This is a genomic window from Desemzia incerta, assembly GCF_900115825.1.
GTDB classification, from domain to species: Bacteria; Bacillota; Bacilli; order Lactobacillales; family Carnobacteriaceae; genus Desemzia; species Desemzia incerta.
Genome location: NZ_FOXW01000001.1, coordinates 18,125 through 32,785 on the forward strand (window position 1 = coordinate 18,125; position 14,661 = coordinate 32,785).

Sequence of the window (14,661 nt, forward strand, 5' to 3'; positions counted from 1 at the left end):
AAAAATACCGCTGACGACTGTCAGCGGTATTTTTTCATGGTGTCAACCAAGCGTTGCAAGGCTTCCATCAAGACTTTGGTAGGGACTGCAAGGTTTAATCGTTCGAACCCATTGCCTTCCGACCCAAAAATGTAACCCTCATCTCCAAAGACCAGAGCTTCTTCATGCATGATGCGCTCCAATTCTGCTGCAGAAAGGCCGAAAGCATTAAAATCCAGCCATTGTAAAAAGGTGCCTTCTAAATCAAAGACAGTTACTTCAGGTAATTCTTGATGTAAAAAGGCTTTTAATTTTTGATGATTCGTCCAAATCAATTCTTTGAACTCAATCAACCACGGCTCGCCTACAGTATAGGCTAGTTCAGTGGCTTTCAATCCGATGACATTGGTGCCGCTGTCGAGACCGACCATTTCCATATCTTCCAAGAATTGTTTTCTTAACTGCTCATCTGAAATGATGATGTTAGAATTTTTCAATCCTGCGAGATTAAAGGATTTGCTGACAGCTGTTGCAGTAATACAGATAGAAGCTGCTTCTTTTGTGACCGTCGCCATAGGAACAAAAGTGTGTCCAGGCATAGCTAAGTCATGATGAATTTCATCAGCTAAGATGATCACATCGTTCGCTTTACAGATTTCTATTACTTTTGCTAATTCTTCTGTTGTCCATACTCTGCCTACAGGATTGTGCGGATTGGAAAACAACAGCAACTTATTTTTAGGATCTTTCGCTTTTTCTTCCAAGTCAGAAAAATCAATTTCATAACGAGTTCCTTTTTGAATCAATGAACTTTTAACGATCGTACGTTTTGTTTTTTCGATGGAAGAATAAAAAGGGTAGTATACAGGTGATAAGACTAATACACCATCTTGAGGAGCTGTATAAGCTCTAATAGCAGAATAAAAAGAAGTCACGACCCCAGGAATAGTGATGATCCAGTCTTTTTTGATGGACCATCCGTGCTGTTTTTTCATCCAGTTGATCACAGCGCTATAATATTCTTCGGTAGGCAGATCGTACCCTAAAACAGCAGTATCGAGATAATTTTTTAGCCCTTGAATGATTTCCGGAGCCAACTTCATGTCGACATCCGCAACAGATAATGGATAGATCGTGTCATCCAGAGAAGGATTCCAATGGTTCATCTGGATCCATTTTGCAGAACCAGTTTGTTTTCGATTGATCGGTGTTGTAAAATCATACGTCATTAACAATACCCTCCTAAAACTCCAATTTATCTTCTTCATGCTCATTCTAACATACAAACTAAATTCCTAAGAATAGAAACCCGGCTCTCTCAATCGTATAAGAAAATGAAGAAAGACAGCTTATTTTTTCGATAGAAAGGAGACAAGTTTTCCGGTAAATGTTAAAATAGAATGAAAGATTAGTGAAAGCAAACTTATTTTATTGAACAGGGAGAGATTGGATGACTGAAAAGGGATTACAAGAACGATCTTTAGTACCAGAAGCTTTAACGTGGGATGTATCTGCGATTTACAGTTCACGGGCTGAATTTGATGCAGCAGTGGAAGAGATAAAAGCAGCTGTAGAAAAATTTGCGGAGAAGTTTGAGGGGAAACTATCAACCGCAGAAACCATTAAAGAAGCAATCAAAGAGTATGAAGCCATTTTACAAGTAGAGATGTGGTTGAATTATTACGCTTACTTACCTGTTTCTGCGGATATCTCCGATCCTAAGAATATGGAATTGTACCGATGGATCGGAAACTTGATCGCTGAATGGAGCGGGACATTGAGCTTCTTCCATTCTGAATTGGTCGAAAGTGAAGCGGAGTTATTGGACCAAGTAGCAAATGAGGAACCTGATTATGCTGTTTTCATTCAAAAAATCAAAGATGAAAAAGCAATCCACTTAGATTCAGCCGTTGAAAAAGCTTTAGCGCAGCTAGATCCTGTTTTAAGTGCTCCGCAATCGATCTTCGAGCAGATCCGCTCTTCAGATATGGATTTCGGAACATTTACGGCAGAGGGAAAAGAATATCCGCTTAGTTTCGTATTGTATGAAGAATATTACATGTACCATCCGGATACGGCTGTTCGCCGGGCTGCATTTGACAAATTCTCCACAGTATTGGGACAATACCAAAACGTGATGGCTGAAACGTACTACACTCAATTGCAAAAAGAAAAAACGATAGCGACAATGCGCGGGTTTGACTCGATTTTTGACTACTTATTATACAATCAACAAGTCGAACGTGAAATGTATGATCGTCAAATAGATGTGATCATGAAAGACTTAGCACCCGTGATGCAGAAATACATCACTCATGTCAAAGAGGAAAATGGATTGGATAAAATGACGTATGCAGATATCAAGATCGATTTAGATCATGAATTTGCGCCTACCGTTTCCGTTGAAGAATCAAAAGATCTTGTACAAAAGGCTCTTTCGACTTTAGGAATGGATTATGTAGATATGATCATGAGAGCTTATCCAGAACGCTGGGTCGATTTTGCTCAAAATAAAGGGAAACGTTCAGGTGCCTTTTGCGCAACAGTCTATGGTAAGCATCCTTATATCTTGATGTCTTGGACTGATCAACTGACGGATGTGTATACGCTGCTTCATGAACTTGGGCATGCCGGTCAAGGCGTGTTGTCAGGCGCGAACAACTCTATTTTATCGGCTCGGATGTCGTTGTACATGATTGAAGCTCCATCGACTTTCAATGAATTGTTGTTGACGGACTCATTAAAAGAAAGCAGCACAGACCCAAGAATGGAACGTTTCGCATTGACTCGAATGATTTCTAAAACGTATTTCCACAATTACATCACTCATTTATTGGAGGCAGCTTATCAACGAGAAGTCTATAAGCTGATAGATGCTGGACAAGGATTTGATGCTGGCAAATTAAGCGAATTGAAACGTGCCGTTTTAGAAGAGTTCTGGGGCGAAGCAGTAGAAATTAATGACGGTGCCGAGTTGACATGGATGCGTCAAATCCATTATTATATGGGACTGTACTCGTATACTTATTCTGCCGGTTTGACGATTGCTACTCAAGCATTCTTGCGAGTAAAAGAAGAAGGCCAATCCGCAGTAGACGATTGGTTGAAATTCTTAGCTTTAGGCGGTCAATTGAAACCAGCCGAGGCAACTAAAGTAGCAGGAGTAGATATTACTACTACAAAAGCGTTGGATGACACGATCCGCTATTTAAATGAAAGTGTCGATCGGATCATCGCGTTGACAAATGAAATGAATTAAGTTCGGAGGATGACAGGTGATTGACTTAAACAAGTTGGTTGCAGGAAAGCAGCTTACTGAGTTAGACGAGAAGATACTGCATTATGTGATCGATAATATGGATACGGTTTTGCAAATGGGTGTCAGAGAAATTGCACGGGTGAACTTTACTTCCCCGGCATCTATTATTCGGCTGTCGAAAAAATTGGGTTACACAGGCTTTGTAGATATGTATTATCATTTGCTGCCTAAAGTGTCTCATACACAGCAGCCATCAGAAAAAAGTCCCGAAGACATTTTCAAATTCGAATTGGATGATATTTTTCAATACAACTCGAGAGAAAGTGTAGACCGTTTTATTCAGCAAGTCTTAAATCTTAAACAACAATACATTTTTATTTATGCAACAGGTTTTTCTGCGATCGCAGGAGAGTATTTGTATAAGAAATTATTGGTATTGGGCAAGAAAACGATCTTTGCTTCCGGGACGGATTCAATAGGGGTATTTGAAAATAACTTGGAAGACATTGGTGCTTTTGTAGTCATTTCCAAATCAGGAGAGACTCAGCAAGTCATCGACAAGTTAACATCTGCTAAGGAACAAGGCATCTGCACAGTCTCCTTTACGAAAAATGAACCTAATCGAGTAGCAGAATTGTCTGATATCCATTTCAAAATTTATGACCGAAATGAACTGGATGATCGAAACATGCTGCCTAATACATTTTTCCCTAGTTTACTAATGATGTTTGAATACTTGTTTAAAGCTTATTTAGATGAAAAAAACACCGTGCAAGACAAATAAAAGCGAAACGTGTTTCTGTTTTAGGAAACACGTTTTTTTGTGGTCGTTTTGCCTGTACAAGAAAGGGGTTTCATCATAAGATAAGGACAGCAAGGAAAGAGACAAGGAGGAAGAAAAGACATGAAAGAAAAAATGATGGATGGGCTGCAGCGTTTTTCCAAAGCTATGTTTATTCCTGTATTGATATTACCGATCGCAGGGATCTTGATTGCTTTAGGAAACGTGTTCACCAATCAGCGGTTAATTGAAACCGTTCCCTTTATGGATAATCCAATCACTACAGGTTTTGGCACTATTTTATCTGGATCATTAGTTTCCATTTTAAGCAACTTGGGATTGATTTTCTGTGTTGGGTTAACGGTTGGTTTAGCGAAGAAAAAGAAAGCTGAAGCAGGGTTTACAGCTGTCTTAGGTTATTTAGTATTTATCAATGCAATGAATAAATTTATGGAATTATCTGGATTATTGATTGAAGCAGAATCTTTGCAAGGAACGGGACAAGCATCTGTTCTAGGCGTTCAAGTCTTAGATATGGGTGTATTCTTGGGAATCTTGTTGGGTGTCGTTACAGCAATGGTACACAATAAATATGTAGAAAAGGAATTTAACAATGCATTTCAAATTTACGGCGGATCACGTTTTGTATTTATCGTACTGATCCCAGTCGTTGTGTTATTAGCCATCGCCTTTACTTATATTTGGCCATTTTTCCAAACAGGTATCAACAACTTGGGAGTCTTGATCAATCAAAGCGGCAATTTCGGATTATTCTTATACGGTATGCTGGAAAGATTATTGATTCCTACTGGATTACACCATTTAGTGTACACACCGTTCTTATACTCTTCATTAGGAGGCGTTCAAGAAGTTGGAGGTCAAATTTTTGAAGGAGCTCGAAACATTTACTTTGCTGAAATAGCGGATCCGAATGTATCTGTTCTTTCTCCAAGTGTTATCTGGGATGCACGTGGAATCTCTAAAATGTTCGGTTTGATCGGTGCATGTTTGGCTATGTACCAAACAGCAAGTCCAGAGAAAAAACAACAAGCGAAAGCTATCTTGATTCCAGCAGCGGTAACATCTTTTATCGCCGGAGTTACAGAACCGATTGAATTTTCGTTCATGTTCATTGCGCCGATTTTGTTCGTTGTGCATTCAGTATTGAGCGGATTGAGTATGGTCGTCTTAAACTTATTCAACGTTCGAGCAATCGGACCAAATGGTTTTATTGACTTTATTTTATACAACATTCCTCTTGGTCAAGAAAAAACCAACTGGATCATGTATATTGTTGTCGGATTAATGTTCTTTGCGATTTACTACTTTACGTTCCGTCTATTGATCACCAAATTGAATTTGAAAACCATTGGACGTGAAGATGATGGTCAAGAAACAAAATTGTATTCAAAACAAGATTACAAAGAGAGCAAAGGATCAAAAGATGTTGCAACACAAACAGGAACAAAAGATACTGGCTTAGCCAGCACGATCGTCGGAGCGTTAGGCGGAGCGGATAATATCCAATCAGTTACGAACTGCTATACACGATTAAGATTAGTTTTAGAAGAACCTGATAAAGTTGATGAGTCTGTTTTGAAAAATGAAACAGGTGCTAATGGAATCATCGTCAAAGGGCAAAATGTTCATGTAGTATACGGATTGCAAGTAGAAAGTGTTCGAAAAGCAGTAGACAAGTATCTAGGTATTGCTGAAGAAGAATAAAACAAACAGAAGGAGTTTTTTAAATGAAGAAGTTTTCAATTGTTATTGCCGGTGGAGGAAGTACTTTTACTCCAGGAATCGTAATGATGTTATTAGACAATATGGACCGTTTCCCGATTAGAGAATTGAAACTCTACGATAATGATGGAGAGAGACAAGGGATTTTAGGAGATGCATTAGAAATTCTCTTGAAAGAACAAGCTCCAGAAGTGAAGTTTTCACATACAACAGATCCAGAAGCTGCTTTTACAGATGTAGATTTCGTAATGGCGCACATTCGTGTTGGAAAATACGCTATGCGTGAACAAGATGAAAAAATTCCTTTGAAATATGGAGTCGTTGGTCAAGAAACTTGCGGACCAGGTGGAATTGCCTATGGAATGCGCAGCATTACAGGAATGATGGAGATCATCGATTACATGGAAAAATACTCACCGGATGCTTGGATGTTGAACTACTCAAATCCAGCAGCTATTGTAGCAGAAGCGTGCCGCGTGATGCGTCCGAATTCAAAAGTCTTGAACATTTGCGATATGCCTGTAGGAACATTAAGAAGAATGTCTCAAATCGTAGGAAAAACTCCAGATGAATTAGAAGTTCGCTACTTTGGGTTGAACCACTTTGGTTGGTGGACAAGCGTAAAAGACAAAGAAACTGGACACGAGTATTTAGATGAAATCAAAGAGTACGTTGCTGAAAACGGCTATTTAACACAAGTAGAAGTAGATACGCAACATATGGACGAGAGCTGGCAAGCAACGCATAAAAAAGCCAAAGATCTATTAGCAATCGAACCGCGTTTCTTACCAAATACGTATTTGAAATACTACTTCTACCCAGATTACGAAGTATCTCAGTCCAATCCTGAATTTACTCGTGCCAATGAAGTTATGGCTGGTCGTGAAAAAGAAGTCTTTACAGCAGCTAGAGGCATTATTGAAAAAGGAACAGCTGAAAGCAGCGGCTTCCACATCGACAGTCATGCATCATTTATTGTTGACCTAGCTCGTGCGATTGCGTTCAACACACATGAACGTATGTTGCTGATCGTTGAAAATAACGGAGCTATTGCCAACTTTGATGACGATGCAATGGTAGAAGTACCTTGTATCGTGGGTAGTGATGGTCCAGAACCGTTAGCTCAAGGAAAAATCCCTAACTTTGAAAGAGCGTTGATGCTGCAACAAGTTACAGCAGAAAAAATGGTTGTTGAAGCGTATATCGAAGGAAGCTACCAAAAATTATGGCAAGCATTGAGTCTATCTAAGATTGTTCCAAATGCCGAAGTGGCTAAGAACTTGTTAGATGATTTGATTGAAGCCAACAAAGGATACTGGCCAGAATTAAGCTAAGCAAAAATAATGAAAGCGGCGAGAAAAGTTTAGTTCCTTTTCTCGCTCTTTTTGTTTAAAATAAAAAAGAAAACCTTTAGGAGTGAACAGCAGAATGGAAATTGGTTTAATCGGATTAGGTAAAATGGGTCATCAATTAGCATTAAATTTGTTGGATAAAGGTCATAAAGTTACAGGGTACGACGTTATGGAACCAGCAAGAGAGGCAGCTCTTGGTGCTGGAATTGAAGTAGCAGAAAGTGTTGAAGGATTGGTCTCTGGTTTTACTGAACGAAGAGTCATTTGGATGATGGTCCCGGCAGGAGAGCCGTTAGAAACATTATTGCATGAGTTATTAGGATTGCTAGATGAAGGAGATATCATGATTGATGGCGGCAACTCTAACTACAAAGATTCTATCCATCATGCAGAGCTCGCAGCAGAAAAAGGTCTTTATTTCATGGATTTAGGCACGTCTGGCGGAACAAGCGGAGCTAGAGAAGGTGCTTGTATGATGATTGGCGGAAACGAAGAAGCGTTTCGTTACATCGAGCCTGTCATAGAAGAAATTTGTGTCCAAGACGGGTACTTATATACTGGTAAATCAGGCAGCGGACACTTTTTAAAAATGGTCCATAATGGTGTAGAATATGGTATGATGCAAGCAATGGGCGAGGGATTTGAACTCGTTGAAAAAAGCGGTTTCGATTATGATAATGCTGAGGTTGCAAAAGTATGGAACAACGGTTCTGTGATCCGTAGCTGGTTAATGGAATTAGCTGAACAAGCTTTCCAAAAAGATGGGCATTTAGATGAAATGACCGGGATGATGCAATCTTCAGGAGAAGGTCAATGGACTGTTGAAACCGGTTTAGAATTAAAAGTTCCGACGCCTGTTATTTCGATGTCTTTGATGATGAGATACCGTTCTTTACAAGAAGATACATATGCTGGAAAAGTTGTTTCAGCACTACGAAATGAATTTGGCGGACATGGGGTAATCAAAAAGTAAGAAGGAAGTGTAGCAGTGAGTCAATATGTTATTGGGGTAGATATTGGGACAACGAGTACAAAAGCGGTTCTTTTTCAAATAGATGGGACCGTTATGAGTTCAGCTTACGATTACTATCCTTTGATCAAAGAAAAACCAGCATTTGCTGAACAAGAATTAACGGATATCTATCAAGCCGTAGTAAAAACCATCAAAACAGTGGTGACTCAAACCAACACGCTTGCAGAAGAAATTGCAGCGGTTAGTTTTTCGAGTGCTATGCACAGTCTGATTTTGATGGATCAGGAAGACCAGCCGTTGACAAGAAGCATTACATGGGCGGACAATCGTGCTCACCAATGCGCGGAACGGATAAAAGCTACCACCGGGACAGAAATCTATCAACGTACCGGAACACCGATCCATCCAATGTCGCCTTTGTGTAAAATCAGTTGGTTCAAAGAAGAAGAACCAGAACTGTTCCGTCAAACGAAAAAATTCATTGGTGTAAAAGAGTATGTTTTCCATCAATTATTCGGGGAATATGCTGTCGATTATTCAGTAGCTTCAAGTACTGGTTTATTCAACATCCATACTTTAAATTGGGATGAATTGGCTCTTCAAGAAGCCGGTATAACGATCGATCAATTGCCAATTGCCTACAGTCCGACAAAGCAGTTGAGCGGACTGAAAATGGAAGTTGCCGCAGAGTTGGGCTTGCTTCCAACGACTCCATTTGTTTTAGGCGGAAGTGACGGGTGTTTATCCAATTTAGGAGTAGGTGCTGTTGATTCAAAAAGTGTCGCTATTACAATTGGAACCAGTGCAGCAGTGCGGATGGTGACGAACAAACCTTATTTGGATGAGGATCAGAGAACATTTTGTTATGTACTAGATGAAAACCATTACGTCGTTGGTGGAGCCATTAATAATGGCGGTGTCGTCATGGACTGGGCAAAAAAACAATTTTTCCATGCGGAGAGCGCATTTGGAAAACTAGAAGAGTACAGCAAAATGATGGAATTGATCAACACGGTTCCTACTGGTTCAGAAGGATTGCTGTTCCATCCGTATTTAAACGGCGAACGGGCTCCTTTGTGGCAAGGAGAGGCAAGAGGTTCGTTCTTCGGGCTGCATTTGATGCATGAGAACAAGCATATGCTGAGAGCTGTCTTGGAAGGAATCTGTTTAAACATTTATGATGTTCTGTGCGAGATCATGGAGCAAGCCGGAAAACCAGATAAGATTATTGCAACTGGAGGTTTTTCTCAATCTGAAGTGTGGCGTCAATTATTAACGGACGTGGTCCAACAAGAAATGTATGTTCCGGAAAGTTTTGAAAGTTCATGTTTAGGAGCAAGCGTGATTGCGCTGAAGAGTGTAGGCTTGATTGACGACATCCATGTCATCAAAGAGATGATTGGTGCAGAACACAGACACTATCCAAATCCTCAAAATAGTGCTGTGTACCAAGAAATATTCCCGTTTTACCGAAAATTGAGTAGACAATTCTCAGGGAACTTTGATGAATTGAGCCAACTGCAACAAAAGATCACTCCAAAAAATAGGGTCTTAAAATAAAAAAGATTAAGCTTCTTGAGCAGCAGTTGAATGCTTGAGAAGCTTAATTAAATTAGAATTCGACTAAGCCTAAAAAATATCCTTACACTAAAAGCAATTGGACGTTCATTATTATCCTTTTTAAAATTACATAAGCTCAAAAACTTGTTACTTAATTAAGCCTTTTTAAATATTGTGATCTTCATACTAAAAGGAGGAACGAATAAAAATGGAACTTGAAGCTGTCATTAATAGAAAATATGATGAACTAAATGAAAATGAGCTTTCAATCGTGTCTTATATATTGAAGAATAAAAAAGAAACTCAGGACATTAGTATCACAAAACTAGCTGAGGTTTGTCATACTTCAAAATCTACAATTCATAGACTGACACAAAAATTAGGTTTTAGCGGATTTGTGGAATTCAAATATAGTATCAAACAAAGTATTGAACTACACAGTGCTACTAATGACGATATGATCGAGAAGTTAAAAAATGATATTGAGACTACTTATAAATTATTTAATCAAACAGATGTAAAAAAAATTGTTGAAAAGGTTTATCAGTCTAAAAGAATATATGGTTATGGAACCGGTTGGGCGCAATTAAATGCGCTAAATGATTTGAACCGAAATTTCATATTGAGTGGTAAAAATAGTATGGTGCTTCAATCTAAGACGGAATTGAAATTGTTGCTATCGGAAATGGATTCAAATGATTTGGTGATTATCGTGTCAAAAAGCGGAGACGGAATTGGATTGTCTGAAATCACACAACTATTGTCATTGAAAAAGATCCCGATTTTATCTATTACAGAGTTTAAAAACAATGATCTAGCTTCTAAAACAGATTATAACTTATATTTTCAAAGTTCGGAGTTTTATGATAAACATCGGGAAAACACGTCAAAAAAGACTTTTGTAACAGTAAATATAGTATTAGATATGCTATATCGGGAATATATAAAATACGAAAATTTATTATAAAACATAATATCAGTAAAACAGGGAAGCTTCCCAATCAATGGTAACATTTCCATAGTTGGAGATTGCTTCCCTATGTTTTTGTATTCTATTGAGAAAGCGCTTTTACGATGGTATAAATTAAATGTAATGATGAAAAGAAAAGGAGATAAATATCATGATGGAAAAATTACAGCGATTTGGCGGAGCAATGTTTACCCCTGTATTATTGTTTGCTTTTGCGGGAATAATGATAGCCCTCTCAAGTTTGGCTACAAATGAGCTTATCATTGGGAACCTAGCCGCAGAAGGAACTGTTTGGACGAGAATTTGGGAAATATTAGAGGGCGGAGCTTGGGTTGTATTTGATCATATGGAACTTTTATTTGTAATCGGTTTGCCTATTGGTCTTGCAAAAAAAGCCAATGCTCGAGCAGCTTTGGAATCTTTGATTATTTATTTGACATTTAACACTTTTGTGAGTGGAATGATTGAGTTTTTCGGCCTGACTTTTAACGTGGATTTTTCTCAAGAAGTGGGAGGAGAAAGCGGGTTGACCATGATCGCCGGAATCAAAACTTTAGATACTAATATTGTTGGCGCCATTGTTATAGCTGGTATAGCAGTCTGGATACATGACCGCTACTTTGAAAAAAAATTACCTGATTGGTTAGGGATTTTCCAAGGTTCTGCTTTAGTCATCATCGTTGGTTTCTTCTTGATGATTCCTGTAGCCGGTTTAGTGAGTTGGATTTGGCCGATGGTGCAAGGAGGAATCAGTTCATTACAAACTTTCTTATCGTCTTCAGGCACTTTTGGAATTTGGTTATACGTCTTTTTAGAAAGATTATTGATTCCAACTGGTTTGCATCATTTCATATACCAACCGTTTGCATACGGGCCAGCGATTGTCGAAGGCGGGACGACAGCATACTGGTTAGAAAACTTAAGTACTTTTGCATCTTCAACTGCTTCTATGAAAACATTATTTCCAGAAGCAGGTTTCACATTCCATAATTATTCAAAAATTTTCGCTCCTCTTGGTATCGCTGCAGCTTTTTATGCTACAGCTAACCCTGATAAGAAGAAAAAAACATTAGCTTTAATTGTTCCTATAACACTTACTGCTGTTTTAGCGGGAATAACAGAACCGATTGAATTCACGTTTTTATTTATTGCACCGCCGCTTTTCTTATTGCATTCTGTATTGGCTGCAACCTTATCTTCTACAGCTTATATGGTGGGTCTTTCAAGTGATATGGGTGGTGGATTGATACGTTCTATTGCCCAATTTATTATCCCTATGTCGACTAATCACATGGATCAAATATTAATTTGGTTGGGGGTAGGTCTGACATTCAGCGCCATTTATTTCTTCTCTTTCAGATATTTTATATTGAAATTCGATTATAAAACTCCAGGAAGAGAACTAGATGCTGAAGTGAAGATGTACTCCAAAAAAGAGTTTAAAGACAAAATGGCCAATAGCAAAGCAAGAAAAACATCAGCTATACAATCTGTTAAAGGAGCTAATCAATATACGCCTCAAGCAGCGCAATACCTAGAAGCTCTTGGTGGAAAAGAGAATATTGAAAGTGTAACAAATTGCGCTACTCGTTTAAGAGTAAAAGTAAAAGATACTCAGTTGCTTGCCCCAGACGCTGACTTTAAAGAGGTAGGAGCACATGGAGTAGTTAAAAATGGCAACTCTATACAAGTGATCATAGGATTGGACGTACCTCAAGTGAGAGATCAAGTGGATAATTTGCTTTTAAATCAATAAATGTATAAGAAGACAATTCTAAAACTATGTGGGAACATTCCCAGAATAAAGGAACATTTTCTAAAGAGGAACTTCCTTCCCTAAAAGCCTTAAGTGCATTGTAAGGGTTATCAGAGGGTGTTATAAATACAATATCCAGTTTACAAGAAAGGAAGAATGAACAAATGACAAAAAAATTAAAACCCCAATCTATTGTTATTGCAGGAGGCGGAAGTACGTATACTCCTGAAATCATTTTAATGTTATTGGATAATACAGACACGTTACCTATCCGAAAATTAAAAATATACGATAACAACGAAGAAAGACAAAAAATAGTAGCAGATGCAGTAGAGATTATTTTAAAAGAAAAGGCGCCAAATATTGAATACTTGGCTACAACAGATCCAGAAGAAGCTTTTAGTGATGTTGACTTCGTAATGGCACACATTCGAGTAGGACTTTATGAAATGCGTGAACAAGATGAAAAAATCCCTTTGAAATATGGTGTAATTGGACAAGAGACTTGCGGACCAGGCGGAATCGCTTATGGAATGCGCTCAATTGGAGGAGTACTTGAGTTAGTAGATTATATGGAGCAATATTCTCCAGACGCTTGGATGTTAAATTACTCTAATCCAGCTGCTATCGTAGCAGAAGCCACAAGAAGGTTGAGACCAAACGCTAAAATCTTGAACATTTGTGATATGCCGATTGGTTTAGAAAGCCGAATGGCAAAAATTCTAGGATTAAACTCTAGAAAAGATATGGATGTTCGTTATTATGGATTAAATCATTTTGGTTGGTGGACAGATGTTAGAGACAAAGAAGGCAATGATTTGATGCCTAAATTAAAAGAATATATTTCTCAAAATGGATACAGCTTAGAAGCATTAGGAACAGATCCTAAAGAAAACGATCCAAGCTGGATGTACACTTTCAGAAAAGCTAAAGATGTTTACGAATTAGATCCAAACACGTTACCAAACACTTACCTTAAATATTACTTTTTCCCAGACGAAGCTGCGCAACATTCTAATCCAAACTACACAAGAGCCAATGAAGTCATTGATGGAAGAGAAAAACGCGTCTTCGGAGAATGTATGCGTATTACTGATATGAAAACAGCTAAAGATACTAATTTCCATATTGGAGACCATGCTTCTTATATTGTTGACTTAACTAGAGCTATTGCGTATAACACACATGAAAGAATGTTATTAATTGTTCCTAATAATGGCTCGATTGTCAACTTTGAGCCAACAGCTATGGTTGAAATTCCTTGTATAGTGGGTTCGAATGGTCCTGAACCATTAACACAAGGTGAAATCCCTCGTTTCCAAAAAGGGTTGATGGAACAACAAGTTGCTGTTGAAAAATTAGTTGTTGAAGCTTGGATCGAAAAATCGTATCAAAAATTATGGCAAGCATTTGCTGCTTCGAAAATCGTTCCAAATGCAGCTGTTGCTAAAGAGATACTAGATGATATGATAGAAGCAAATAAAGAATATTGGCCAGAATTAAAATAAAAATCTAGAGAGAAAACCGTGAGATAGGAGAAAAACTTCACTTACGGTTTTCTTTTATACTCCTTAAATTCAACTACTAAAATCGTCTATTTCTCTAATTCTTCAAAAAATTGAAAATGATTAAAAGACTTAAAATTTTTTTATTAAAACTAGAGATGACGAGTAAGATTTATTACACAAATGTTTTTGACGTACTTATATAAGTACGTTATAATAGTGGTGAAAAATGGGAGGGATAAATATGTCTATTTTAAATCCTAGTCAAGCAAGAAAAACCTTTTACCAGTTATTAAAAGACGTTAACAAAACTAGTGAACCCGTTTATATTTCAGGTAAAAACGAAGAGAGCGAAGCAGTTATGGTTAGTAAAAAAGATTGGGATGCTATCCAAGAAACTTTATATCTTCAATCTTCTGGAGTAGCTGACGTAATCCAGCAACGTGAACAAGAAAATGAGTTTGTTGCATTGGAGGATATCGATTGGGATACTCTATAAAGTTAGCGAAATCAGCTATGAAAGATCTCAAACATCTAAAAGGAGCCCATTTAGATCAGAAATTTAAATCCATTATGGAAATATTAAAGAATAATCCATTTCAAAATCCACCTCCTTATGAGAAACTGGTCGGAAATTTAAAAAACAAATATTCACGACGTTTGAATATTCAGCACCGAGTGGTTTACTCAGTCAATGATGAAACAAAAGAAGTTATTATTTGGTCTGCTTGGACGCATTATGAAAGATAGAAAATAACTTTTTGAAAAACTATTTTCTATTTT

At 37.9% G+C, this 14,661-nt stretch carries 12 protein-coding genes; 11 read left to right on the forward strand and 1 reads right to left on the reverse strand.

What is annotated here, in order from left to right; translation table 11 throughout:
* Positions 1-20: 20 nt before the first annotated feature.
* On the reverse strand, positions 21-1,208 hold the full coding sequence (locus BM137_RS00105; RefSeq protein ID WP_092478964.1) for a MalY/PatB family protein: 1,188 nt from the start codon (positions 1,206-1,208) through the stop codon (positions 21-23).
* 221 nt (positions 1,209-1,429) lie between these two features.
* On the opposite strand from BM137_RS00105, the gene pepF reads away from it, so the two are divergent.
* From pepF to BM137_RS00160, 11 genes are all read left to right on the forward strand, one after another.
* On the forward strand, positions 1,430-3,238 hold the full coding sequence (gene pepF / locus BM137_RS00110) for an oligoendopeptidase F (RefSeq protein WP_092478966.1): 1,809 nt from the start codon (positions 1,430-1,432) through the stop codon (positions 3,236-3,238).
* A gap of 16 nt (positions 3,239-3,254) precedes the next feature.
* Positions 3,255-4,022, forward strand: a complete 768-nt coding sequence (locus BM137_RS00115) for a MurR/RpiR family transcriptional regulator (protein WP_092478969.1) — start codon at positions 3,255-3,257, stop codon at positions 4,020-4,022.
* Positions 4,023-4,142: 120 nt separating this feature from the next.
* Complete coding sequence (locus tag BM137_RS00120) at positions 4,143-5,744, forward strand: PTS transporter subunit EIIC (RefSeq protein WP_092478972.1); 1,602 nt, start codon at positions 4,143-4,145, stop codon at positions 5,742-5,744.
* A 23-nt stretch (positions 5,745-5,767) separates the two neighbouring features.
* Entirely contained in the window at positions 5,768-7,096 is a 1,329-nt protein-coding gene (locus BM137_RS00125; protein ID WP_092478974.1) for a 6-phospho-alpha-glucosidase, read from the forward strand.
* Between the two features lie 94 nt (positions 7,097-7,190).
* Positions 7,191-8,087, forward strand: a complete 897-nt coding sequence (gnd, locus tag BM137_RS00130; RefSeq protein ID WP_092478977.1) for a phosphogluconate dehydrogenase (NAD(+)-dependent, decarboxylating) — start codon at positions 7,191-7,193, stop codon at positions 8,085-8,087.
* Positions 8,088-8,102: 15 nt separating this feature from the next.
* Positions 8,103-9,647: a gluconokinase gene (locus BM137_RS00135; RefSeq protein ID WP_218147477.1), complete on the forward strand. Its 1,545-nt coding sequence runs from the start codon at positions 8,103-8,105 to the stop codon at positions 9,645-9,647.
* Between the two features lie 208 nt (positions 9,648-9,855).
* Positions 9,856-10,614, forward strand: a complete 759-nt coding sequence (locus BM137_RS00140) for a MurR/RpiR family transcriptional regulator (protein ID WP_092478979.1) — start codon at positions 9,856-9,858, stop codon at positions 10,612-10,614.
* Positions 10,615-10,768: 154 nt separating this feature from the next.
* A complete protein-coding gene (locus tag BM137_RS00145; RefSeq protein ID WP_092478982.1) occupies positions 10,769-12,373 on the forward strand; it encodes an alpha-glucoside-specific PTS transporter subunit IIBC in 1,605 nt (534 codons plus the stop codon).
* 164 nt (positions 12,374-12,537) lie between these two features.
* Positions 12,538-13,881 carry a 6-phospho-alpha-glucosidase gene (locus BM137_RS00150; RefSeq protein ID WP_092478985.1) on the forward strand — a complete coding sequence of 448 codons (1,344 nt, stop codon included), beginning with the start codon at positions 12,538-12,540 and terminating at the stop codon, positions 13,879-13,881.
* A 241-nt stretch (positions 13,882-14,122) separates the two neighbouring features.
* Positions 14,123-14,377 carry a type II toxin-antitoxin system Phd/YefM family antitoxin gene (locus BM137_RS00155; RefSeq protein WP_092478987.1) on the forward strand — a complete coding sequence of 85 codons (255 nt, stop codon included), beginning with the start codon at positions 14,123-14,125 and terminating at the stop codon, positions 14,375-14,377.
* A complete protein-coding gene (locus tag BM137_RS00160) occupies positions 14,362-14,628 on the forward strand; it encodes a Txe/YoeB family addiction module toxin (RefSeq protein ID WP_143084222.1) in 267 nt (88 codons plus the stop codon). The genes BM137_RS00155 and BM137_RS00160 overlap by 16 nt, the downstream gene beginning before the upstream one ends.
* Positions 14,629-14,661 lie beyond the last annotated feature (33 nt).